This is a genomic window from Kitasatospora sp. NPDC086791 (assembly GCF_040685975.1).
Classification (GTDB): domain Bacteria; phylum Actinomycetota; class Actinomycetes; order Streptomycetales; family Streptomycetaceae; genus Kitasatospora.
Genome location: NZ_JBFBOC010000014.1, coordinates 1 through 23,577 on the forward strand (window position 1 = coordinate 1; position 23,577 = coordinate 23,577).

The following is a 23,577-nucleotide window of genomic DNA, read 5'->3' on the forward strand; positions in this document are numbered from 1 at the left end:
CCCCGCCGTCGACCTCATCGGGGGATGCGCCGACGGACCGCCGGTGACTGGCCGTCAGGAGGGGGTGTGACGTGGGGCGATAGGATCACCGGAGTCTCCGGAGGATCAGCCCTTGCCGGCGGGCTGCACGACGCAGACGGCGTTGCCGAGCATCGAGCCGAAGCCGCCGAGCAGGGCGCTGGTGACGGACTTGCAGGCGGCGGCCTCCTGCGGGGTCTTGGGGCCGTTGTTGCCGGAGGAGGTGACCGTGGAGGAGGTGATGGCGGCGGCGGGCTGGGCGAGGGCGAGCGGGGCCACGAGGAGCAGCGCGCAACACGCGGCGGCCCGTACGGACTTCTGGAACACGGGGAACCCCTTCGGTTCGAGGTGGGATCGGCGGAAAGCCGAGCCATCCCTATCCGAAGGGGCTCCCCCGCCCGCGGATTCAGGGCCATCCGTGAGCGTGTCCGGTCAGCGCGCGGTCACCGCGTCGCTCACTGCGTCGGTCACCGCGTCGCTCGCTCCACCGCCCGGATCGCGGCGGCCAGTTCGGCGACCCCGTGCTCCTTCAGCACCCCGTAGTGGTCCCCGGTCAGGTCGACCACGGCCGGCGGGGCGGCGGAGTAGCCGCTGCTGCCCTCGACGAAGGAGTAGTCGTCGCCGGCGGCCTTGAAGATGGTCACCGGGGCGTCCAGCCGCCGCTCGGCCAGCTCGCGGAAGCTGTACTCGAACTCGTAGGTCTCGCCGACGATTCCGGTGATCCGGCGGATCAGTTCCTCGTCCAGCTCCGGCAGCAGCCGGTGCACGGAGGCGACGAAGCCGTCCTCGTCCACCGCCTCGGCCAGGCAGCGCTCCAGCTCGGGGCCGCCGATCCGGCCGGTGAACACCCCGAACAGGATGGTCACGTACGCGGGGTTGGCGTACGAGGCCTCGCGGCCCCACCGGCGGCCCTCGTCCTGGCGCACCTTCGGGTTGCCGGGGCAGATCAGCAGCAGGTTCTCCACCCGCTCGCCGGCCTGCTCCAGCTGCCAGGCGGCCTCGAAGGCGACCCGGGCGCCGAAGGAGAAGCCCCACAGCGTGTACGGGCCCTCGGGCTGCACCCGGCGCAGCTCGGCGACGTCGGCCGCGGCCGTCTCCCGGATGGTCGGGTACGGCGTCTCGCCCTCGTTGATGCCGTGCGCCTGGATGCCGTAGAAGGCACGGCCGTCGGCCGCCTCCCGGCCGAGCGGGCGCAGGTTCATCGGGTACCCGCCCAGGCCGGGCCAGCAGAACACCGACCGGCCGGACCCGCCCGGGTGCAGCGGGATCAGCCGGGAGCCGGAAGCCTCGGCGCCACCCGCGCCACCCGCGCCGCAGGCCCGCTCGATCCGCGCGGCCAGGTCGCCCAGCCTCGGGCACTCGAACAGCACCTGCAGCGGCAGCGCGATGCCGAACCCGCGGTTGATCCGGTTGACCAGGGCCACCGCGATCAGCGAGTTGCCGCCGACCGCGAAGAACTCGTCCGCCACCGAGACCTCCTCGTACCTCAGCGCCTGCCCCCAGGCTTCGGCCAGCCACCGCTCGTACCGGGTGCTCGGGGCGACGTACTCGCTGCGGATCCCGGCCGTGCGGACGGCCTCGGAGGCGGCGAGGGCCTTGAGGTCGACCTTGCCGTTCGCGGTGAGCGGCAGGGCGTCCACGACCAGCACCCGGTTGGGGAGCATGTAGTCGGGCAGCAGGGTGGCCAGTTCGTCCTTGATGATCTCGGCCGGGCCCTTCATGTGGACGGCGTCCTCCTGCATGCCCTCGCTGCGGATCTGCTCCTCGCTCACCTTGCCGCCGAGGAAGAAGTACGACGGGCCGGTGGCGATGCCGCGGCCGGCGAGGATCTCGTCGATCCGGCGCGCGGCGGGCAGCGGGTGGCCCGACTTGGAGCTGTAGCCGGAGGACATGAAGCCCAGGCCCAGACCGTTGCGCTGCAGGTGGTGCAGCCGGGTGCCGAGCGCGATGTACTCCAGCCACTCCTCCTCGGCGCGGCTGACGGCGGTGATGCCGAACGCGGCCCGGGCGTAGACGGACTGGTTGATCGCGATCACGTGCCGGGACTCCACCACCGCGTCCGAGATCCGTTCCGGCTCGCCGTCGGCGTACCGGTAGAGCCCGCCCGGCAGGCCGTCCACCCGGCCCGGGTGGACCTGGAGGTAGAGCTCGGTGCGCTCGGGCCGGGCCGTGCCGTCGTTGCGGACGACCGCGAAGCCGCCCGGGTAGTGGTCCTCCTCGGCGACGTCCAGCCGCTCCTTGACCGCCGGGTCGAGGCCGGCCGGCCGCACGTCCAGCCCGTACTCGGGCAGCACCTCCTCGAAGACGCCCAGCATGTGGCCGGTCTCGAACTCCAGCACCTCGCGGATGTTGTTCTTGTACACCGGCTCGACGGCGCCGTGCCTGCCGGAGAAGTGCAGCGTCAGGTACGGCTCCCCGCGGGTCCCGGCGGGACCGATCCGGACCAGGCTGTGCTCGACCGGGTGGTAGTAGTACAGGCCGGCCGCGAGCCCGTCCAGGCCGCCGGTCTCCAGGTACAGCTGGGTCGCGTACAGCGCGCCCGGCGAGGCGTAGGCGTACTTGGGCAACAGCCGCTCCTCGCTGTGGAACTGGCCGAACCAGCGCAGGACGCGGCCGAGTTCGGGGAAGCTCAGCAGTTCCAGGTCCCGGCCGAAGGCGCCGACCGGGCGCGGGGCGAGCAGCGCGGCGAGGTCCTCGCGGGTGACCGGGCCGCCGTCGTAGAAGCGGTAGGTCTTGCGCGCGAAGGTCTCCCGGCGCTGGGCCCCGCTCTCGCGGCGCCCGGGCAGCTCGACCCGCTCGCGGCCGGCCAGCCGGGCCGGTTCGCGCAGACCGGGGTCGGACAGCTGCGCCTTGACCTGCAGTTTGCTGGCCTTGGACTGGTGGTGGCCGCCGTGGCTGCCCTGGTCCATCAGGGCGGCCTCGCGCGGGTTGAGCTCGACGCAGGCGACCAGGTCCTGGTGGCCGGTGCGCTCGTCGCCGGTGACGACCGCGGCCGAGCGGCGCACCCAGGTGTGCTCCTCGATCGCGCGGGCTATCTCGTCCAGCTCGACCCGGTAGCCGCGCAGTTTGACCTGGTTGTCGACCCGGCCGGCGAACTGGATGGTGCCGTCCCGGTTCCACTGCGCGAGGTCGCCGGTGCGGTACAGCCGCTCGCCGGACGCGAACGGGGAGGGGACGAACCGCTCCGCGGTCAGCTCCGGCCGGTTCAGGTAGCCGCGGGCCAGCTGGACGCCGCCGATGTACAGCTCGCCGACGGCGTCGGCGCCGACCGGCATCAGCCGCTCGTCCAGGATGTGGCACTGGGTGCGGTCGACCGGCCGGCCGATCGGCACCGAACCGGCGCCGTCGCCCGGCTCGGCCGGGTCGACCAGGTGCGCGGTGGCGTTGATGGTGCATTCGGTGGGGCCGTAGAGGTTGACCAGCGACGCCCCGGGCAGGGCCCGGCCCAGGTCGCGGGCGAGCCGCCGGGACAGCGCCTCGCCGCCGGAGAACAGCCGGGCCAGGCCGGTGCAGTCGGTGAAGCCCTCGGTGTCCAGCAGCGCCCGGAGCAGGGTGGGCACGCACTGCAGCGCGGTCACGCCGTGCCGCCGCACGGCGGCCACCAGGGCTTCCGGGTCGCGGTGGAGGCCGGGGGTGCCGGCCACCACGCGGGCGCCGACGGCCGGGGCGAGGATCTCCCACTGGGCGGCGTCGAAGCTCATCGGGGTCTTCTGCAGCACGGTGACCTCGGGGCCGAGGTGCCCGGCGTCGAGCATCCAGCGCAGCTGGGAGACCACCGCGCGGTGCTCGATCACCACGCCCTTGGGACGGCCGGTGGATCCCGAGGTGTAGATCACGTAGGCCAGTGACTCCGGCCGGGCCTCCTCGGCGGCCTCCTCCGGCGCGGTGCGGTCGCGCCCGAGGGCCTCCTCGACGGTGACGATCGCCGTTCCGGCCGGGGCCAGCCCGACCAGCCGGGCACGCAGGTGCTCCTGGGTGAGCACGATCCGGGTACCGCTGTCCTCGATCATGTAGCGGAGCCGGTCCTCGGGGTACTCGGGCGACAGCGGCAGGTAGCCGGCCCCGGCGTACAGGACGCCCCAGGCCCCGGCGACCAGCTCGACCGACGGTTCGACGTACAGGCCGACGCAGGTGTCGGCGCCGGCGCCCGGGCGGCGGAGCTCGGCGGCCAGTCGGCGGGCGGTCCCGGACAGCTCCCGGAAGGTGAGGCCGGTGCCCTCGCCGAGGACGGCCGGGGCGTCCGGCCGGGTGTGCGCCTGCCGGTCGAGCAGACCGGTGAGCGCGGTGCCGACCGGGGCGCGGCGGGCGTGCGGGACGGCGGGGGTGGCGGCGGAGACGGACGGGGTGATGCGCATGGGAATCGCCTTCGGTGCTTGGCGGAACGGACTCCCGGCGACCTGCTCACCAGGAGCGCCGGGCACGGATCCCACCGTCGGCCGCCCGTTGTCCCGCCCGCCTGAGGCAGCGGTCTGGACCTGTTTCGGCTCCGTCCCGGCCCGCGGCCCGGCCGGTCCCGGGCACGACCCCCGGCCGGTCCCCGCCGGCCCCGGGAAAGGCCCCGGCGCGGCCCCGGCGCGGCCCCGGCATTCGGGCGTTCACGATCACGTAACCGAGCGGAAGCGAAGCGTAGGTAGCGTCACCCGCATGACGGCACCACGCACTCGCCCCGAACGGCTCTGGCAGCGGCCTTTCCGCAGGTCCGATCGCAGGTGCGCGGCGCCCGCGGGCCAGGCCGCCCGGCCGGTGGCGCCCGCCGACGGCCCGTCCCGGGCCGCCCGGCCCCACCCGCAACCGCACCCGCAGCCCCACCCCCAGCCGCACCCGCAGCACGGCCCCCGGCACGGCCCGGCCGCCGGAGCCCCGGAGGCGCCGTCCCGGCTGTCCCTGCCGGACGGGACCGAGCTGCTGCTGCGCCCGGCCGGTCCGGCCGACAAGGCTGCGGCCCTGGCGATGCACGGCCGCTGCTCCCCCGCCGCGCTGCGGCTGCGCTACCACGGCCCGGTCCGCGACGCCGACCGCTACGTCGACCACCTGCTGAACCCCCGGCACGGCCGCAGCCTCGCCGTGGCCGCCCCGGACGGACGGATCCTCGCCCTCGGGCACCTGATGTGGGACGACGGCGAGGCGGAGCTGGCCGTCCTGGTCGAGGACGCCTGGCAGCGCCGCGGGCTGGGCCTGGCGCTGCTGCGGCGGCTGTCGGCGGCGGCCCGGGCGGCCGGGGTCGGGACGGTGTACGCGCTGACCCACTGCAGCAACACCGGCCTGATCGCCGCGATGCGCCGGCTGGCCGCGCCGCTGGACTTCCGGTCCGAGGGCGGCACCCTGGTGATCACCGCGGCCCTGGGCGCCGACGGTCCGGCCGTCCGCGCCCACCATCCGGGCCGCTGATCATTTCTTCACCAGATCCTTACCGGGAACCCGGTAGCGGCCGCGGAGCGTCATCAAGCGGTAAAGGGTCCTCCGTACACCGCCGTCCTTGACGGCCCGTCAGCAGGCGCCGCCACCGCGTCGCAGCAGGCGGCGCGGGGTCCGGATCGTCCGGTCGGGCTATGGAGTCGGTAGGCTGACCCCGTCCCCGCCGCCCGACGGCCCGTTATCCGGCCCCGGGTGGTGCCGCAGCAAGGAGGAACCACTGAGCATGGCAGGCACCGAATCGGAGCCCACAGGCGCACGCGACGCCTCCCTGCCGGCCCGCGCCAAGATCGCGGTCACGGCCGGCCGGGTCGCCGCCGCCGTGTCGCGCAAGGCCGGACGCGGAAGCGGCTCGGTGATCGGCGGCAAGGTCGCCCTCAAGCTCGACCCCGACCTGCTCGCCACCCTCGCCGACCACCTCGACGTCGTCCTGGTGAGCGCGACCAACGGCAAGACCACCACCACCCGCCTGATCGCCGAGGCACTGCGCGCCGCCGGCCCGGTGGTCTCCAACGCCCTCGGCGCCAACATGCCGGCCGGCATCACCTCCGCCCTGGCGGGCGGCAACGAGGCCCGCTTCGGCGTGATCGAGGTCGACGAGAAGTACCTGGCGACGGTCGCCCGCGACACCCGCCCCAAGGCGATCGCGCTGCTCAACCTCTCCCGCGACCAGCTCGACCGCGCCGCCGAGACCCGGATGATGGCCGAGAAGTGGCGCGAGGGCCTGCAGGACACCGAGGCCGTGGTCATCGCCAACGCCGACGACCCGCTGGTGACCTGGGCCGCCTCCTCCTGCAAGAAGGTGGTCTGGGTGGCCGCCGGGCAGGCGTGGAAGGAGGACGCCTGGTCCTGCCCCGCCTGCGGCGGTGTCATGCAGCGCCCCGGCGACGACTGGTTCTGCCAGGAGTGCGGCTTCCGCCGCCCCAACCCGCACTGGGCGCTCCAGGGCACCCACGTGATCGACCCGCAGCGCGGCGCCTGGCCGATCCAGCTGCAGCTGCCGGGCCGGGCCAACCTGGCCAACGCCACCAGCTCGGCCGCCGTCGCCGCCGTGTTCGGCGTCTCCCCGCAGGTCGCCCTGGAGCGGATGCGCTCGGTGACCGCGGTGGCCGGCCGCTACGACGTGGTCCAGTACCAGGGCCGGGACATCCGGCTGCTGCTGGCCAAGAACCCGGCCGGCTGGCTGGAGACCTTCTCGCTGATCGACGGCCCGCCCGCCCCGGTGATCCTGTCCGTCAACGCCCTCGACGCCGACGGCACGGACACCTCCTGGCTGTGGGACGTCGACTACGAGCGCCTCGCCGGGCACCCGGTCTTCGTGATGGGCCAGCGCAAGCTGGACCTGGCCGTCCGTCTGGAGGTCGCCGGGCTGCAGTTCCACGTGGTGGACACCCTGGAGCAGGCCGTCCGGATGGCGCCGCCCGGCCGGATCGAGGCCATCGCCAACTACACCGCCTTCCAGCAGCTGCGGAAGGTCGTGGCCGGCTGATGCCGCGCCCGCACACCAGTCTTTTCGTGACGGAAGGCCTTCGAGGATGAGTGAGAGCAGCCTGCGCGTGGTCTGGGTCTACCCGGACCTGCTCAGCACCTACGGCGACCGCGGCAACGCCCTGGTCGTGGAGCGCCGGGCCCGCCAGCGCCATCTCAACGTGACCCGGATCGACGTCCGCTCCGACCAGTCGATCCCCACCAGCGGGGACATCTACCTGATCGGCGGCGGCGAGGACCGCCCGCAGCGCCTGGCCGCCGAGCGGCTGCGCGCCGACAGCGGCCTGGTGCGGGCCGCCGAGAACGGCGCGATCATCTTCGGCGTCTGCGCGGGCTTCCAGATCATGGGCCACGAGTTCATCAACGACCTCGGCGAGCGCGAGCCGGGCCTCGGCCTGCTCGACGTCTGGACCGCGCGCGGCGAGGGCGCCCGCTGCGTCGGCGACGTGCTCGCCGACGTCGACCCCCGGCTCGGCCTGCCGCAGCTGACCGGCTTCGAGAACCACCAGGGCGTCACCCACCTGGGTCAGGGCGTCCAGCCCTTCGCCACGGTCAGCGTCGGCCGGGGCAACGGCACCGGTGACGGCACCGAGGGCGCCTGGCGGGACACCGTCTTCGGCACCTACCTGCACGGCCCGGTGCTGGCGCGCAACCCCGCCGTGGCCGACATGCTGATCAAGCTGGCACTGGACGTCAACGCCCTGCCGCCGGCCGACACCACCTGGTACGACGCGCTGCGCGCCGAGCGCATCGCGGCCGCGACGCGCCCCGCGTAGCACGCCGGTACGCCCCGGCCGGGTGCCCGCGATGCGGTCACCCGGCCCGCGGGCGGCTCCGGACGTACGACAATGGGGCTGCCTACTGCACACCCTCCTCGGCAGCAGGCTGCACTTTCCGCGCGGGGGCGCCGACGGCGCCGCTCCCGCGTCGGCTCCTGCCCGGCCGGACCAGGGGCCGTATGCTCGACTTCGCGGCCGGTTCCGGGCGTTTCGTCCGGATCGGCCGGTCCTTCACCCCACGGCCACCTCCCCGCCGCCCCGGCGTGGTGGCGCCCCGTTACGGTGACGGCTCGTCGTCCCAGCCTGTGGTCCGGCCGTTCCTCGGTTCTGCTCGGGAGTTGCAAAGCAAATGCGTATCGGAGTGCTGACCAGCGGCGGTGACTGCCCCGGACTGAACGCCGTGATCCGTTCCGTGGTCCACCGGGGGGTGGTCGACCACGGCGACGAGATCATCGGGTTCGAGGACGGGTGGCGCGGTTTCCTGGAGGGTCACCACCGCCCCCTGACCCTGGACTCGGTGAGCGGCATCCTGGCCCAGGGCGGCACCATCCTCGGTTCCTCCCGGGTCCAGCCCAGCCACCTGCGGGACGGCGTCGAGCGGGCCAAGAAGTACTGCGCGGACCTCGGCCTGGACGCGGTCATCCCGATCGGCGGCGAGGGCACCCTGAAGGCCGCCAAGCTGATGAGCGACGCGGGCCTGCCGATCGTCGGCGTGCCGAAGACCATCGACAACGACATCGCCGCCACCGACGTGACCTTCGGCTTCGACACCGCCGTGTCGGTCGCCACCGAGGCGCTGGACCGGCTGAAGACCACCGCCGAGTCCCACCAGCGGGTCATGGTCGTCGAGGTCATGGGCCGGCACACCGGCTGGATCGCGCTCAACGCGGGCATGGCGGCCGGCGCGCACGCCATCGTCGTGCCCGAGCGCCCGTTCCACATCGACAAGCTCACCGCCGTCGTCCGCGAGCGCTTCGACCGCCAGAAGAAGTTCGCCATCGTGGTCTGCGCCGAGGGCGCCAAGCCCGAGGCCGGCACCATGCACTGGGAGGAGGGCACCAAGGACATCTACGGCCACGAGCGCTTCACCGGCATCGCGACCCAGCTCTCCCGCGAGCTGGAGCACCGCCTCGGCAAGGAGGCCCGCCCGGTCATCCTCGGCCACACCCAGCGCGGCGGCACCCCGACCGCCTACGACCGGGTGCTCGCCACCCGCTTCGGCTGGCACGCCGTCGAGGCCGTCCACAAGGGCGCCTTCGGCCACATCACCGCGCTGCAGGGCACCAACATCAACCTGGTGCCGCTCGCGGAGGCCGTCGCCGAGCTGAAGACCGTCCCGCAGGAGCGCTACCTGGAGGCCGAGACGGTCATCTGACCGCCCGCCCGCCCGCGGTCACCCGACCGCCCGCCCTCCGCGCAGGCCCCCGGACCCCGCCCCGTACGGTCCGGGGGTCTTCGCGCGACCGGCGGGCACCCGCGCGCCCCGCCCGTTAGCGTGTCCGCAGACGTGGCCGCAGCGCCGGCCACCGGAGCCGAGTCCGGAGGGACCGCGGATGGAAATCCTCGCGTACGGGGTACAGGCCGACGAACGGCCGCTGCTGGAACGGGCCTTCGCGGGCCGGCACGGACTGCGCTGCCTGGACGTGTTCCTCAACCGGGACACCGCGCCGCTGGCCGGCGGCTACCCGGTCGTCAGCAGCAGCGTCAACGCCGTCCTGGACGCCGGGACGCTCGTGGTGCTGGCCGAGGGCGGCACCGGGCTGATCGCCCAGCGCTCCACCGGCTTCAACAACATCGACCTCGACGCCGCCGCCGAGCTCGGCCTCACCATCGCCCGAGTCTCCCAGTACAGCCCGTACTCCGTAGCCGAACACGCCTGGGCGCTCGCCCTCGCCGTCAACCGCCGCCTCACCCGCGCCGCCACCCGCAGCCGCGAGTTCGACTTCCGCCTCGACGGCCTGCTCGGCCGCGACATCCACGGCATGACCGTCGGCGTCATCGGCACCGGCAAGATCGGCGAGTGCTTCGCCCGCATCGCCGCCGGCTTCGGCACCCACCTCCTCGGCTGGGACATCGCGGAGAACCCGGCCTGCCTCGACCTCGGCATGCACTACACCGAACTGCCCGAACTCCTCACCCGCGCCGACCTGATCAGCCTCCACGTCCCCCTCCTCCCGGCCACCCACCACCTCATCGACGCCGCTGCCCTCGCCCGGATGAAGGACGACGCCATCCTCATCAACTCCAGCCGCGGCGGCCTCCTCGACAGCGCCGCCCTGGTCGAGACGCTGCGGGCCGGCCGACTGTCCGGCGTCGGCCTCGACGTCTACGAGGAGGAGACCGGTGTCTTCTTCACCGACCGCTCCATCCACGGCATCACCGACGACACCCTCGCCCGCCTCGTCACCTTCCCGCAGGTCCTCGTCACCAGCCACCAGGCCTACTTCACCCACACCGCCGTCAGCCAGATCATCGACGCCACCGCCCGCAACATCGACGACTACGCCGCCGGCCGCACCAACGAGAACACCCTCGTCCCGAGAGCCTGACCCCGCGAGGGCCCGGACCTCGTAGCGTGAACTGGACGACCGGCCGGGGCCGGGTCTCACAGACCGAAACACCGGACGAATCGAAGACCCGCCTCTCCGAGAACCACGTGACCCCCAGCGCTGAAACGGGCATCCGGCTGATGCTCACCAGTCCCGATCGCGCGGGTCAGGGCCTCCCGTCCACCCCGCATGACGCCTGATGCCACCTCATGACATCCAGTCCGTGAGAGGCGCGTGAGACGCAGCGACGCGAGCGGGAGTACGCAGGTGACGTGCCGCACACTCCCGCTGCAAGGATGTTCCACTTCCTCCGGAGTCCCCGTGGGTGAAGCGCGGCCCGTCGTCCGGGCCAGGGGCGAACCCGGGCCGCCACCAGCGTGCGTCTCCCGTAACCTGCCGCAGGGATCAGGCGTCCGTCCAGGTGTGTCCGGCCCGCGCCAGCCGTCCTCGACCCGCTGCCAGGTGGGTCAGGGTGCGGGGAAGGTCGCTCAACGGCTCGCAGAGGGCCCGGACCACCAGGTCCAGGCCGGCCGGCGGTATCCCGCGGGGGGCCAGCACATCGGCGAGGAACACCAGGAAGTCCGTGAAAACGCGCGGGTCGTCGACGAAGACACCGGCGGCGAGGAAGTCCACCAGGAACCCCAGGTCCTCGACAGCGGCCTCGTACCGGTCGTCGGCACATCGCCGCATCGGCGGGAAGCATCGGCGCAGGTGGTCGACCAGGTGCCGCAGAAGGTCACCGCGGCGGCTGACGAGTTGGGCGTACTCCCCGTCGGCCAGGTGGTCCAGTGCGGGCGCCCCGGTCAGCGGCGGCGGCCACTGCTCCACCAGCAGCTCCGCGGCGTCCACCGCGGTGCGCGCGTACAGGTCGGCACCCAGCGCGCGAGCCCAGACGCCGTCCGGTCCGAAGCCGGCCCCACCGACCAGGACCGGTACACGCGCCAGTCGGCACGCCTCGATCGTGCGGTACATCCGGGGCAGGCGCACCGCCAGCATGCACGACAGGGCGATCAGATCAGAGCCGTTCTGATGCAGATACGAGATCAGGTGTGCGGTGGGTACACCGGCACCGAGGAACCGTACCGCGAAGCCGCGCAGCCGTAGCACCTCCGCGACAATATGGGCGGGCAGGGTATGCCATTCGCCGTCCGGACAGGCCACCACCACGCTCCCGAGAGGATGGTCGGGGGCCACGGTCGCGGCGGCGAGTGCCGAGACGGCCCGGTTGCTGACATGGGTGGCCGCGTGTTCCTGGGCCACACTCCATTCGTTGGTCACCCAGCGCTCGCCGACCGCTGCCTGGGCGGGTGCGATCAAGTCGAGCAGCACGTCCTCGGCGCTGACGCCACGAGCGAGAAGGTCCAGGACGAGCGCCACGGCGGCGGTCTCGTCCGCTCGGGCCAGGTGGTCGTCGAAGGCCGTGCGAACACTCTCGATGGCGTCAAAGCGCTCGGCGGTCACCGCGGCTGCTCCACGTCCGCTGACGGCGCGAGGGCGGGAGCCTGCACGGCGAGAACGGCGAGGTCATCGTGGTCGCCTCCGGCCAGCCACTGCCCGGTGCGCAGGTCGATACGCTCGGCGACCGCGCCGGCCGGCATGCCGAGGCAGGCGGCCAGGTCGCGCATCAACCGCCGTTCGCCGTACATCTCCTGCTCCGTCGGCCCACCGCGGGCCTCGGTCACACCGTCGCTGTACAACAGCAACAGTTCGCCGGCTGCCAGCCGGATCTCCGTCTGGTGGAAGTCCGGGTCGGGCACGGCGCCGACCAGCGTCCCACCGATGTGCACCTCGTCCACCCTGCCGTCCTTGCGCAGCACCAGTGGTGGCAAGTGCCCGCCACCTGCCACCACGACGTCCAGCGCGCCGTCTCGCGCCGAGTCGGCGGACCCCGTCACCAGTGTGGTGAAAGGAGTGGGACCTCCCTCCAGAAGCGCCTCATTGAGCAGCTGCAGCATCCTCACGGGCCGGGATTCCACCAGAGCCAGCGATCGGAGGCTCTGCCGCACCCGTCCGGCGAACACCGCCGCCTCGACTCCCTTGCCGCAGACGTCGCCGAAAAAGAACCTGACACCGCCCTCGGCGTCCGCCCGGACCTGGTAGAAGTCGCCGCCGAGCCACAGAGTTTCGCGGGCGGGCCGGTACGCAGCCCCGAGGTGGACTCCCGCCACGTGCGGAAGCGGGTCGGGTTCCAGCCCGTCCTGCAGCACGGCAGCGGTGTGCACCTGCTCGGCATAGAACGTCGCGGCCGCCAGCGCGATGCTCGCACGCGCGGCGAACTGCCGCGCCAGCTCGACGTCCGCCGCGCCGAAGCCCGTGTGCTGCGGCCCGTGCGCCAGCACCAGTACGCCGGCCGGCATCCCGGGCCCGGGGAGCGTGACCACCAGGGCCTGACCAGGCGGATTCGGATCCTGCGGCAGCGCTCCGCCCAACCGCGCCACTTCCTGCCAGTCGCACAGTACGGGCTGTTCCACCAACCCTCTCAGGGCGTGGGCCACCGGCGGGGCCTGGTCCAACGCCGCTGCCGGCAACTGGCCGGCGCGCTCGTCCGGCCCGTAGAGGTGCCAGGCTACGCAACGTCCCCGGACCGGCAGGAACAGGATGGCCGTGTCCGCCAGGGCGGGGACCGCCACCCGCACCACCGCACGCACCGTACGGCCGTGGTGGAGGGAGGCCGCGAGCTGCTTCCCCGCCTCCGCCAGGAAGGCCGAGCGGGCCCGCTCGGCCATCAGCTCGTTCTGGCGCTCATGGACCTCACTGTCGTCGCGTACCAACCACACACAGTGACCGACGGGAGTTCCGTGGCCCTGCAGCACCACCCGGCGCCCTGACAACCGGCGCCCGTCGGAGACGGTCTCGAAGCAGTCCGCACCCTCGGCCATGGCACGCGACAGCGGCCCGTGGAGCGGCTCACCGATGCGCAGCTGAGGGAAGAGTCGTTCCGCCTGGACGTTGCACCAGCTCGGCAACCCGGACGCGTCGCAGACCACGACGGCCTGATCCACTAGATCCAGCAACAGCGCGGACACTCCGGTCGGCAGCTCCGGTGTCGCCGGCGTGGTACGTGGCCGCTCCTGTCGGCGCGACGCAGCAGGCGAACCAAGGACCGAAAGACCCGGTACCTGCTTCCGCCAAGGTGTCTCGCGGCCGCCGCCGGTCACCGCCGCCCGCTCACGCTGTCGTCGGCCACGGCAGCGGCGCACGGGCGACCTGCCGCATGGCAAGGCAGGTTGTCCATCAACAGGATCACCGCCCTCTTCACATCGCCCGAAGACTCCCCCGAAGCAACGGTAGCGCGATCTCGACAGGGCCGTCCTGGGGTCCCGCGGATCACGGCCGGGCGGATGCGCGGGCAGCGACACCAGACTTCCCCCCGCCCGGACGGACGGCGAAGAATCGGGTCAGGTCTCACCCCGCACGCCGCGGGGCATATATCCGTTATGCGAGTTCTGGCACCTTCCAGGCGTCGTGAGGCGAAGCGCCGCTGGCCCGCTTACGCGCTGGCTGCGGCTGCGGTGACGGCTACGGCGGTGACCGGCGCGCGAGCCGTGGATCCCAACAGCACCTGGTACGCAACCTTGTCCAAACCTCCGTGGCAGCCACCCCCGTGGGCGTTCGGCGCAGTGTGGACCCCCTTGTACGGGAGCATCGCCTTCGCCGCCGGGCACGCCGCGAACCGGACAGGTGGCGGCGAGCGCCGTCGGCTGGTCGGGGCACTGGCGGCAAACCTGGCCCTCAACGCGTCCTGGAACTGGCTGTTCTTTGCTGCCAGGAGCCCCCGGGCCGGTCTCGTCGGCACCGCCCTCCTTACCCTGAGCACTCTGGACGTCCTGCGGGTGACCGCCCGCGTCGACCGGACCGCCGCGGCGGCTCTGACCCCCTATGCGGCCTGGTGTGCCTTCGCCACCACCCTCAACGCCGACATCGTCCGCCGGAACGGCGGCTGCCGATGAGCCGTCCGGACTGACGGCCGGCAGCTTCCGCGCCTTCTGGAGGCCCCGGTGCCGCTCCTCACCACGGCACGGCCGCGGCTGTCGACTCCGGGGCTGAACAGCGATGGCCCACATCGAAGGGCTTCGGGGTCGAACCGGTGGTCCGCGGCATGCGGGTCCGACAGTGGTTCCAGAAGGACGGCCGTGAGGCGCGGGTCGTCAGCGGGGAGCGGGGCGGGGGCGGCGAGGGCGCGGATCGCCGGATCTGGGTCGGTGAGCAGGTCGCTGGTGCCGCCTGCTCGCCGCCTGGGCCTCGGTGCTGGCGGCTCTGACCGCCGCCTGCGTCCTGTACGCGGCTGCAGGCACCTGCGCGATCTTGCTCGCGCTCGTCTTCCGTCGGCTCGCAGGTCTTCGCGCCGACTGAGTGCCAGCCGTTCAGGGCGGCCGGCCGGCGGCACGCGCAAGGTGCTGCTTGCCGCCCGGATCGCCTTCTGCCCGGCCGATGCATCAACGATGCGACCGGTGTGGACCGAGGACCGCAGCCAGCCTGGAGGAGCAGGAATCAGGGCAGCAAAGACCCATCGGAGTAGTCATGAACATCGTCCGTCGGCTCCACGAAGCCGGAATCACCAGTGAACACGCCTACGCGGCAGCATTCGGATCCATCGGCCTGTCCCTGCTGAGCTGGGTCGCATCGATGAAGGCCGAACAGGCCGGAGTCGAGCGGGCAGACCGGTGGGGCATCTTCGTCGGCGAATGGGCGCCCACGTTCTTCGGGCTCGGCCTGGCGCTCGCCGGCTACGAGGAGCAGGCGGCTGCCCCTGCCAAGAGCTCCCGAAGCGCCTGGCTCGACCACCCGAGCGAGAAAGCCGGATGATCTGGCTGGTTCCGGCCTTTCTGGCCCCGCAGCTGGGATCTGCGGGGCCAGGTCTCTGGTCGCGAACAGGAGGACAGACCTGGCCATAACCGGGCTCCCGGCCGGTCCAGTCCACGAAGCCGAGGGTTCGTCGCATGCCGTGTACGGCGACCGACGGTGCGGTCCGCGCGGCCCGGATACGCAGGGCACGGGCGGCATCCATCGAGCCCTGTCTCTGCTGCACCAACGATGCGAGTTCCTGTTCCTGTGGCTTCCCACGCATGCTGGAACCCGTGCTGAGCGCGGAAGGGATCCCGATGATCATCGAACCGGTGACGGTGGCCCCGGCCCGACCGGTCGCGCGGCCGCTGCTTTCGCAGTACTGGCGACACGTCCTCTTTCTCCACTGGCCGGTCAGCCCCGCCGCGGTCTCGCACCTGATGCCGCCGGGAGTCTTCCCCGACGTCTGGAACGGAACCAGCTGGGTCGGCCTGGTGGCCTTCTCCATGGAACGCCTCGGCCCAGGCCGCTGGCCGGGAGTTCCGTACCTGGGCAGCTTCCCCGAGGTGAATGTCAGGCTCTACTCCGTGGACCGGCAGGGTCGCCGCGGAGTCGTGTTCAGGTCGCTCGACTGCCCCCGGCTCGCAGCCGTCATGACCGCGCGGGCTGTGTTCGCACTTCCGTACAGGTGGTCGTCGACACGGCTCGCCGTGGAGCGCGACCTCTACTGCCTCGCAACGAGAACCCGACGCGTCTCCAGCCCTGAGGCAACGTGCCTGCTTACTGCCCACATCGGCGAGCGGCTTGAGCGCCCCGGCCCATTGGCAGACTTCTTGACAGCCCGCTGGGGCCTGCACAACCAGGTGAGGCGACGAACCGTCTACCTGCCCACCGATCATCCCCCGTGGCCGCTGTACGAGGCCGGCCTCACCGACCTGGCTCAAGATCTGACCAGCGCCGCGGGCGTCGATGTCTCCGGGCCGCCGACAAGCGTCCTCTACTCGACGGGCGTACCCGTTCGCTTCGGCGCATGGACGCCGGTGACCCGAGAACAGCACGGCTCCGGCTCCCGACCGGCCCAAGACGGTCCGCGATGACCGGGCACACGCACAGCGAGGCAGTGATCCCAGGACGGCGGCCTGCCGGCCCACGATCCGGCTCGAGCACGCGTCCAGGACGAACGTGACGTGGACCCGGCCCGACCAGGTGCGGATGTGGGTCAGGTCGGCCAGCCGGAGCTGGTTCGGACGCTGGGCGGTGAACCGTCGGTTGACCGGGTCCGGCGGGCGCGGGGCGGCCGGCTCCGGGACGGTGGTGCGGCGGCCGCCGTAGGTGCGGCCGGAGTCCTCCCACGCGGCTGTGACCAGCGGGATCAGTTCCTCGTCGCGCAGGCGGCGGGCCGACTTCGGTCGTTGCTCGCGGGCGAAGTACGTCGACGGGGACAGCTCCGGCACCCGGCAGACGGGATCGACCCCGAAGCCGTCGCGCGAGTGGTCGATCACTCCCCCAAAGGGGGCACCCCCAGCTCGGCCTCGTCCGGGGACGGTCGATCTCCTGGGCAAGAACCACACTGGCGGCCTTGAGGATCTCGTTGGCCCGCCTCAACTCGGCTACTTCCTTGCGGAGTTCCTTCAGCTCGTCGCGCTCGGCGGTGGTGAGGCGGTCGTCGCGCTCGTCGGCGTCGGCCTCGGCCTGACGGACCCAGGACCTGAGGGCTTCCTTGTGGATGCCGAGGTCGCGGGCCACATGGGCGACGGGGCGGCCGGTCGAGCGGACCTCGCGTACGGCGCGCTCGGCCAGAGCCGCTCAGCCGGGGCGGGACCGGCCCGGCGGGCCGCCCGCCCGGCGCGGCGGGCGCTCAGCGGCGCGCTGCGCCGAGCGCCTCGCGGTACCACCCGGCGGCCTCCGGGAGGCGGGCGAGCGGGCCGGGGCCGGGCGGGCAGGCGGCCAGGCGCCAGACCGCCTCGCTGCGGTACCAGTGGTCGCGGGCGACCAGGGAGAACTGGCGTTCCGAGACCCGGCCGGGCGTGCCGGCCAGCAGCCGGCGGCACTCCTCCCAGGGCACCGCCGGGCCGGCCGGGGCGGGCAGCAGGCCGAGCGCGGCCAGGGCGGCGAGCAGGTCGCCGGCTCGGACCGGCTCGGGGTGGGAGGCGTGGTGGACGCCGGGCGGGGCCTGGTGGGCGTCCAGGGCGAGCGCCGTGACCAGCCGGGCCAGGTCGGCGCGGTCCACGACCGAGAGCCGGGCCTCGCCGCCCTCCCAGCGGACCGGCACCCGGCGGACCAGCTCCGCCAGGGCGGGCACCACCCAGCGGTCGCCCGTCCCGGTCACCAGGCCGGGGCGGAGCACGTGCGCGCCGGCGTCCAGGGCGTGGCGCTCGCCGAGCAGCCGGGTGCGGCTGGCCTCGGACAGCGGGGCGGGCGGCACCTCGTCCACCTCGATGCCCGCGTGCGGGCCCTCGCCGTACACCGCCGCCGTCGACAGGTGGACGATCCGGCGCACCCCGGCGCGGGTGGCGGCCGCCATCAGCGCGGCCGTGCCGTGGACGTTCACCGCCTCGCACTCCTCGGCGCCGCCGGACACCCGGGAGGCCAGGTGCACCAGCACCGCGGCGCCCTCGCACAGCTCCGCCGGCCCCGCTCCGTCGGTGAGGTCGCCAGGCACCCAGGTGATGCCGGGGCCGGCTGCCTCCGGCACCCGGCGGGTCAGCGCGCGCACCCGGACGCCGCGGGCCGTGAGGGCCGCCAGGACCCCGGAGCCGATGAAGCCGCTCGCTCCGGTCAGCGCGACCGTGGTCCCTGCCGTCATTCCCCGCTCCGCCGCCGTCCGTGGTTCCGTCGCCGTCCACGGTTCCGTCGCCGTCCGTGCTTCCGTCGCCATGCCCGGGCCTCCCTGCCGACCGGCCGGTCAGTCTAGCCAGCGGGCCGCCCGGCGGGGAGGGAGCCGTACGGAGGGGGCGGGGCAGGGCCCGAGGTAAGGCCCACCTAGGCTGTATGCCGAGCAAAGCGGGCGAACCGGACCCGCACCAGGGACCACGAGGACGGAAAGCAGGACCCGCCGATGGGCGACGGAATGTCAGGCATGCACCACCACGGCGGGATGACCGAGCTGGGCCCGTACACCTTCTCCACCGTGTGGACCTGGTCCCCGGACTGGGTCTTCCTGCTCGGCGGCCTGGTCGTCCTGGGGCTCTACGCGGCGGGCGTGGTCCGGCTGTACCGGCGCGGCGACCGCTGGCCGATCGGCCGGATGGTCGGCTGGGCGGCCGGCGTCGCCACCCTGCTGCTGGTGACCTGCAGCGGGCTGAACGACTACGGCATGGTGCTGTTCAGCGCGCACATGATCCAGCACATGGTGCTCTCCATGCTGACGCCGATCCTGCTGCTGCTCGGCGCCCCGATCACGCTGGCGCTGCGGGCGCTGCGCCCGGCCGGCAAGGGCCGCCCGCGCGGGCCGCGCGAGCTGCTGGTGGCGCTGCTGCACAGCCGGTACGTCCGGGTCGTCTCGCACCCGGCGTTCACCATCCCGATGTTCATCGCGAGCCTCTACGGGGTCTACTTCACCCCGCTGTTCGACTTCCTGATGCAGTACCGCCTCGGGCACATCTTCATGATGGTGCACTTCCTGCTCACCGGGCTGGCCTTCTTCTGGCCGATCATGGGCGTGGACCCTGGCCCGCACCGCCCCGGCCACGTGATGCGGATCATCGAGCTGTTCATGGGGATGCCGTTCCACGCCTTCTTCGGCGTGGCGGTGATGATGGCGAGCCACCCGCTGGTCACCACCTTCACCGCGGAGGGGTCGCCGCCCGGGACGAACCTGCTGGAGGACCAGAAGCTGGCGGGCGGCATCACCTGGGCGTTCGGCGAGATCCCGACCGCGATCGTGCTGATCGCCCTGGTCTACCAGTGGATGGGCTCCGAGCAGCGGCAGGCCCGCCGCCGCGACCGGGCCGAGGAGCGCTCGGGCGACGCCGAGCTGGAGGCCTACAACGCCTACCTGGCCTCGCTGCACAAGCGCGACCGGCCCCGCGGGACGGGCACGGCCCCGGGCACCCCGGCGGCCGCTCCCGCAACCGCTCCGGCCGTTACTCCCGCGGTCGCTCCCGGCGCACCGGCCGCCGAGGCCGGCTGACCTACGGCGCCGCACCGGAACCCCCGTTCCCGAGGACCCCCGTTCCACCTCCGGAACGGGGGTTCCGCCGTACGCGTTCGAACGGGTATGCGCGCCCTGCTGACCGTCGTCGCCCTGCTCTGCGGGTACGTCCTGCTCTGGCTGCTCGGCTTCCTCGGCCTGGCCGTGCGCCGGCACCACCGGCCCGCGCCGGTCGGCGCCGACTACCTGGTCGTCCTGGGCGCCGCACTGGACGGCTGCGAGCCCGGGCCCACCCTGGCGACCCGGCTGGACGCCGCGCTGGCACGCCTCGCCGCCGAGGAGGCCGCCGGGTACGCCCCGCTGGTGCTGGTGACCGGTGGCAAGGGCCCGCACGAGCAGTGCACCGAGGCCGCCGCGATGGCCCGCTACCTGACCGCCCGGGGCGTCCCGGCCGAGCGGATCCGGCGCGAGGAGCGGGCCGCGAACACCGCCGAGAACCTCCGGTTCAGCGCCGTCCTGATGGCCGCCGAGCGCCCCGGCTACCGGTGCACGGTGATCACCAGCGGCTTCCACACCGTCCGCTCCGCGCTCGCCGCCCGCCGGGCCGGCGCGCCCGCCGAGGTGCTCGGCGCGGACGGACCGCTGGCGCACGGCCCGTACCCGCTACTGCGCGAGGCCGTCGGTACCGCGCTGGCCGTGCTCGGCCGCTCCTGACCGGGCCCGCCGCCGAACGCCCGGGGCCGGGAGAAGCAGGGAAGGCCGGGAGAAGCGGGGAAGGCCGGGAAGGCCGCGACGGCCAGGGGGAACACGGGGAGGCCCCCGGGTCCGTTCGCACGGACCCGGGGGCCTCCCGGTGCTGCACTTCGGCTCGGCCGGGCCCGGTTCGGCCCCGCCGGGTTCAGCCGAGGTTGGCGAGCGCCTCGTTGAAGGTCTTCGACGGGCGCATCACGGCCGCGGCCTTGGCCGGGTCCGGCTGGTAGTAGCCGCCGAGGTCGACCGGCGAGCCCTGGACGGCGATCAGCTCGTCGACGATGACCTGCTCCTGCGCGGTCAGCGCCTCGGCCAGGCCGGCGAAGGCCTGGGCCAGCTCGGCGTCGGCGGTCTGCCCGGCCAGCTCCTGGGCCCAGTAGGTGGCCAGGTAGAAGTGGCTGCCGCGGTTGTCGATGCCACCGAGGCGACGGCTCGGCGACTTGTCCTCGTTGAGGAAGGTGCCGGTGGCGCGGTCCAGGGTGTCGGCCAGCACCTGGGCGCGGGCGTTGCCGGTGGTGGTGGCCAGGTGCTCGAAGCTGGCGGCCAGCGCGAAGAACTCGCCCAGGCTGTCCCAGCGCAGGTAGTTCTCCTTGACCAGCTGCTGCACGTGCTTCGGGGCGGAGCCGCCGGCGCCGGTCTCGAACAGGCCGCCGCCCGCCATCAGCGGGACGACCGACAGCATCTTGGCGCTGGTGCCCAGCTCCAGGATCGGGAACAGGTCGGTCAGGTAGTCACGCAGCACGTTGCCGGTCACCGAGATGGTGTTCTCGCCGCGGCGGATGCGCTCCAGCGAGAACTTCGTGGCCTCGACCGGGGACTTGATCTCGATCGTCAGGCCGGTGGTGTCGTGCTCCGGCAGGTACTGCTTGACCTTCTCGATCAGCACCGCGTCGTGGGCGCGGGTCTCGTCCAGCCAGAACACCGCCGGGTCGCCGGTGGCGCGGGCGCGGGTGACGGCCAGCTTGACCCAGTCCTGGATCGGGAGGTCCTTGGTCTGGCAGGCGCGGAAGATGTCGCCCGGCTGGACGGCCTGCTCCAGCACCACGTTGCCCTCGGTGTCGACCAGGCGCACGGTGCCGGCGGCCTCGATCTCGAAGGTCTTGTCGTGCGAGCCGTACTCCTCGGCCTTCTGCGCCATCAGGCCGACGTTCGGCACCGAGCCGATGGTGGCCGGGTCGAGGGCGCCGTTGGCGCGGCAGTCGTCGATGACGGCCTGGTACACGCCGGAGTAGCTGCTGTCCGGCAGCACGGCGAGGGTGTCGGCCTCCTGGCCGTCCGGGCCCCACATGTGGCCGGAGGTGCGGATCATGGCCGGCATCGAGGCGTCGACGATGACGTCGCTCGGCACGTGCAGGTTGGTGATGCCCTTGTCGGAGTCGACCATGGCCAGGGCCGGGCCCTCGGCCAGCTCGGCCTCGAAGGAGGCCTTGACCTCGGCGCCGTTCGGCAGCGCGTCCAGGCCGGCCAGGATGCCGCCGAGGCCGTTGTTCGGGTTCAGACCCGCGGCGGTCAGCGCCTCGCCGTGGGCGGCGAAGGTCTTCGGGAAGAAGGCGCGCACGACGTGGCCGAAGACGATCGGGTCGGAGACCTTCATCATGGTGGCCTTGAGGTGCACCGAGAACAGCACGCCCTCGGCCTTGGCCCGGGCCACCTGGGCGGCCAGGAACTCGTTCAGGGCGGCGGCGCGCATCACCGAGGCGTCGACGACCTCGCCGGCCAGCACCGGCACCTTCTCGCGCAGCACCGTGGTGGTGCCGTCCTCGCCGACCAGCTCGATGCGCAGGGCGCCGTCGGCCTCGATCACGGCGGACTTCTCGGTGGACCGGAAGTCGTTCTCGCCCATGGTGGCGACGTTGGTCTTGGACTCGGCGCTCCAGGCACCCATGCGGTGCGGGTGGGTCTTGGCGTAGTTCTTGACCGACTGCGGGGCGCGGCGGTCGGAGTTGCCCTCGCGCAGGACCGGGTTGACGGCGCTGCCCTTGATCTTGTCGTACCGGGCTCGGACGTCCTTGTCCTCGTCGGTCTGCGGGTCGTCCGGGTAGTCCGGCAGGGCGTAGCCCTGGGCCTGCAGCTCGGCGACGGCGGCCTTCAGCTGCGGCACGGAGGCCGAGACGTTCGGCAGCTTGATGATGTTGGCGCTCGGGGTCTTGGCCAGCTCACCCAGCTCGGCCAGGGCGTCGCCGATCCGCTGCGCCTCGGTCAGACGCTCCGGGAAGCTCGCGATGATCCGCCCGGCCAGGGAAATGTCGCGGGTCTCCACCCGCACACCCGCGGTCGAGGCGTACGCCTGCACCACCGGCAGGAACGAGTAGGTCGCCAGGGCCGGAGCCTCGTCGGTGTGCGTATAGATGATGGTCGAGTCAGTCATCGGTACTCCGCTTCACGTCTCCAACGTCTTGACGTCAAGATATCTCGTCACGGGCCCCTCGCTCCACCTCCCCCCGCCCCGGAGCGCGCGCCGGTCTCCCCGGGGGCGCTCCCGCGGCCGGGCCGGAGGCGCTCCCACGGCCGGGCCGGGGGCCGGAATCCACGGTCGTCCGAGCCGGGACGGGCGGCAACCGGAGCGCCCCGGCCGGTGGCGTGATCCACCCGGGTGAGCCGAACGTCAGGAGTGCGTCAACGCACCACCCCATTCGGTCAATGCCGCGTCAGGACCGGCGACGCCGGGGGCTGGCCGACCTAGCGTCGAGGGAGGCAGTTCCGGCAGGCACCACCACCCCACCCGGGAGCATCCGCATGGCCAGCGTCTGGCACGTACCGGTCACCACCTCCGGCACCCGCGGCACCACCGCACTCCGGCTGTTCCGCCTGCGCGACGGTCGCCGCTGCGCGGTCGGATTCTCCAGCCCCGAGGCCCTCGCCGCCCTCCTCGGGCCGGAGCAGGCCTCCGCCGAGATCGGCGAACCCGCCCTGCGCGACCTCACCGCCCCGCTCGGGGTGGACGCCCTGGTGCTGGACCCGAGGCTGGTCGCCCCGCCCGTCGCGGGCCCCGCCGCGCCGCCCGCCCCGGCCCCGACCGCACAGCTCCAGCACCGGTGACGGCCCCGCTCCAGCTCGTCCCGGGCGGCCTGGCCGCCGAGGGCCACCTGCGGCCGGCCCGGTCGCTGCACGCGATCGCCCGGGTCAGCTACGGCCCGGTCCCGCTCGACTTCGACCGGCTCGCGGCCGAGTTCCCGGCCGTCCAGAGCGGCCTCGCCCTCGCCGGCGAGGCCGACCTGGAGCTCCGGCTCGCCTGCACCGGCCCGGAGGAGTTACGGATGATCGCCGCGGCCCTGCACCGCGCGGGCGCCGCCACGGTCCGTATCGACCTGGTCCTGCGCGCCCTCACCCCGGCCCCGGTGACCCTGCGGCCGGTGCCCTGAGGTGCGCCCGGCCGCCGGGTCGGGCGCTCACTCATCCCCGGGGCGCGGGTCCGGGTTGATCGCCTGGTAGTCGATGGGCTGGCCCCAGGCGTCGTCGCCGACCGCTTCGGTGCAGTAGCCGCTGCCCTCGACGTGCCCGCCCGCGCCCCGGCACTGCTCGGCGGTGACGTCCCGGAGCCCGGTCGCCGCCGCCGGGGCAGCGGCGGCCGCGGCCCCGGCGGCGGTGGTGAGCAGGACGACGGACGCGGTCGTGGCGGCCACCCGGGCCAGGCGTGAGCGGTTCATGCGGACCAGCCCAGCACGGCCGCGCGCCCGCTGCGACCACGGGACGCCCGGCCGGG

18 protein-coding genes and 2 pseudogenes are annotated in these 23,577 nt (G+C 73.3%); 12 read left to right on the forward strand and 8 right to left on the reverse strand.

All coding sequences use genetic code 11. The annotated features are described in order from the left end of the window. Nucleotides 1–105: 105 nt before the first annotated feature. Nucleotides 106–345, reverse strand: a complete 240-nt coding sequence (locus AB0Q99_RS19955; RefSeq protein WP_363573558.1) for a hypothetical protein — start codon at nucleotides 343–345, stop codon at nucleotides 106–108. Between the two features lie 140 nt (nucleotides 346–485). Further along, complete coding sequence (locus tag AB0Q99_RS19960) at nucleotides 486–4,373, reverse strand: amino acid adenylation domain-containing protein (RefSeq protein WP_363573560.1); 3,888 nt, start codon at nucleotides 4,371–4,373, stop codon at nucleotides 486–488. 523 nt (nucleotides 4,374–4,896) lie between these two features. Here AB0Q99_RS19960 and AB0Q99_RS19965 point away from each other — a divergent pair. The 5 genes and pseudogenes from AB0Q99_RS19965 to AB0Q99_RS19985 all read left to right on the forward strand — a co-directional run. Continuing rightward, nucleotides 4,897–5,406: pseudogene (locus AB0Q99_RS19965) on the forward strand (GNAT family N-acetyltransferase); the annotation flags it as partial. Between the two features lie 250 nt (nucleotides 5,407–5,656). Continuing rightward, a complete protein-coding gene (locus AB0Q99_RS19970; protein WP_363573562.1) occupies nucleotides 5,657–6,919 on the forward strand; it encodes a MurT ligase domain-containing protein in 1,263 nt (420 codons plus the stop codon). 46 nt (nucleotides 6,920–6,965) lie between these two features. Then, entirely contained in the window at nucleotides 6,966–7,694 is a 729-nt protein-coding gene (locus AB0Q99_RS19975; protein ID WP_363573564.1) for a glutamine amidotransferase, read from the forward strand. 352 nt (nucleotides 7,695–8,046) lie between these two features. Beyond that, a complete protein-coding gene (locus AB0Q99_RS19980) occupies nucleotides 8,047–9,072 on the forward strand; it encodes a 6-phosphofructokinase (RefSeq protein ID WP_363573566.1) in 1,026 nt (341 codons plus the stop codon). Nucleotides 9,073–9,250: 178 nt separating this feature from the next. Further along, nucleotides 9,251–10,246, forward strand: a complete 996-nt coding sequence (locus tag AB0Q99_RS19985) for a 2-hydroxyacid dehydrogenase (protein WP_363573568.1) — start codon at nucleotides 9,251–9,253, stop codon at nucleotides 10,244–10,246. Nucleotides 10,247–10,651: 405 nt separating this feature from the next. On the opposite strand, the gene AB0Q99_RS19990 is transcribed toward AB0Q99_RS19985, so the two are convergent. Both AB0Q99_RS19990 and AB0Q99_RS19995 read right to left on the reverse strand, forming a co-directional pair. Next, nucleotides 10,652–11,707, reverse strand: coding sequence for a cobalamin-dependent protein (locus AB0Q99_RS19990; RefSeq protein WP_363573570.1), 1,056 nt, complete (start codon nucleotides 11,705–11,707; stop codon nucleotides 10,652–10,654). Continuing rightward, nucleotides 11,704–13,272: a PP2C family protein-serine/threonine phosphatase gene (locus AB0Q99_RS19995; RefSeq protein WP_363573572.1), complete on the reverse strand. Its 1,569-nt coding sequence runs from the start codon at nucleotides 13,270–13,272 to the stop codon at nucleotides 11,704–11,706. Before AB0Q99_RS19995 ends, AB0Q99_RS19990 begins: the two co-directional genes overlap by 4 nt. 411 nt (nucleotides 13,273–13,683) lie before the next feature. Here AB0Q99_RS19995 and AB0Q99_RS20000 point away from each other — a divergent pair, with 411 nt between their 5' ends. The 3 genes from AB0Q99_RS20000 (at nucleotide 13,684) to AB0Q99_RS20010 (ending at nucleotide 16,128) form a co-directional block, all read left to right on the forward strand. Beyond that, on the forward strand, nucleotides 13,684–14,196 hold the full coding sequence (locus AB0Q99_RS20000; RefSeq protein ID WP_363573574.1) for a TspO/MBR family protein: 513 nt from the start codon (nucleotides 13,684–13,686) through the stop codon (nucleotides 14,194–14,196). Nucleotides 14,197–14,767: 571 nt separating this feature from the next. Then, nucleotides 14,768–15,052 carry a hypothetical protein gene (locus AB0Q99_RS20005; RefSeq protein WP_363573576.1) on the forward strand — a complete coding sequence of 95 codons (285 nt, stop codon included), beginning with the start codon at nucleotides 14,768–14,770 and terminating at the stop codon, nucleotides 15,050–15,052. A gap of 260 nt (nucleotides 15,053–15,312) precedes the next feature. Further along, nucleotides 15,313–16,128, forward strand: a complete 816-nt coding sequence (locus tag AB0Q99_RS20010; RefSeq protein WP_363573578.1) for a DUF2071 domain-containing protein — start codon at nucleotides 15,313–15,315, stop codon at nucleotides 16,126–16,128. 562 nt (nucleotides 16,129–16,690) lie between these two features. Here AB0Q99_RS20010 and AB0Q99_RS20015 read toward each other — a convergent pair. After that, a pseudogene (locus AB0Q99_RS20015) lies at nucleotides 16,691–16,777 on the reverse strand (transposase); the annotation flags it as partial. A 112-nt stretch (nucleotides 16,778–16,889) separates the two neighbouring features. Then, on the reverse strand, nucleotides 16,890–17,837 hold the full coding sequence (locus tag AB0Q99_RS20020; RefSeq protein ID WP_363573580.1) for an NAD(P)-dependent oxidoreductase: 948 nt from the start codon (nucleotides 17,835–17,837) through the stop codon (nucleotides 16,890–16,892). A gap of 273 nt (nucleotides 17,838–18,110) precedes the next feature. Between AB0Q99_RS20020 and AB0Q99_RS20025 the strand changes: the two genes are divergently transcribed. Continuing rightward, a complete protein-coding gene (locus AB0Q99_RS20025; protein WP_363573582.1) occupies nucleotides 18,111–19,163 on the forward strand; it encodes a cytochrome c oxidase assembly protein in 1,053 nt (350 codons plus the stop codon). 87 nt (nucleotides 19,164–19,250) lie between these two features. After that, entirely contained in the window at nucleotides 19,251–19,838 is a 588-nt protein-coding gene (locus tag AB0Q99_RS20030) for a YdcF family protein (protein ID WP_363573584.1), read from the forward strand. Between the two features lie 184 nt (nucleotides 19,839–20,022). On the opposite strand, the gene AB0Q99_RS20035 is transcribed toward AB0Q99_RS20030, so the two are convergent. Then, entirely contained in the window at nucleotides 20,023–22,242 is a 2,220-nt protein-coding gene (locus AB0Q99_RS20035) for an NADP-dependent isocitrate dehydrogenase (protein WP_363573586.1), read from the reverse strand. A gap of 368 nt (nucleotides 22,243–22,610) precedes the next feature. Here AB0Q99_RS20035 and AB0Q99_RS20040 point away from each other — a divergent pair, with 368 nt between their 5' ends. Both AB0Q99_RS20040 and AB0Q99_RS20045 read left to right on the forward strand, forming a co-directional pair. Beyond that, on the forward strand, nucleotides 22,611–22,913 hold the full coding sequence (locus tag AB0Q99_RS20040; protein ID WP_363573588.1) for an SAV_915 family protein: 303 nt from the start codon (nucleotides 22,611–22,613) through the stop codon (nucleotides 22,911–22,913). Beyond that, on the forward strand, nucleotides 22,910–23,236 hold the full coding sequence (locus tag AB0Q99_RS20045; protein WP_363573590.1) for a hypothetical protein: 327 nt from the start codon (nucleotides 22,910–22,912) through the stop codon (nucleotides 23,234–23,236). The genes AB0Q99_RS20040 and AB0Q99_RS20045 overlap by 4 nt, the downstream gene beginning before the upstream one ends. A 27-nt stretch (nucleotides 23,237–23,263) precedes the next feature. On the opposite strand, the gene AB0Q99_RS20050 is transcribed toward AB0Q99_RS20045, so the two are convergent. Further along, nucleotides 23,264–23,521, reverse strand: a complete 258-nt coding sequence (locus AB0Q99_RS20050; protein ID WP_363573592.1) for a hypothetical protein — start codon at nucleotides 23,519–23,521, stop codon at nucleotides 23,264–23,266. Nucleotides 23,522–23,577 lie beyond the last annotated feature (56 nt).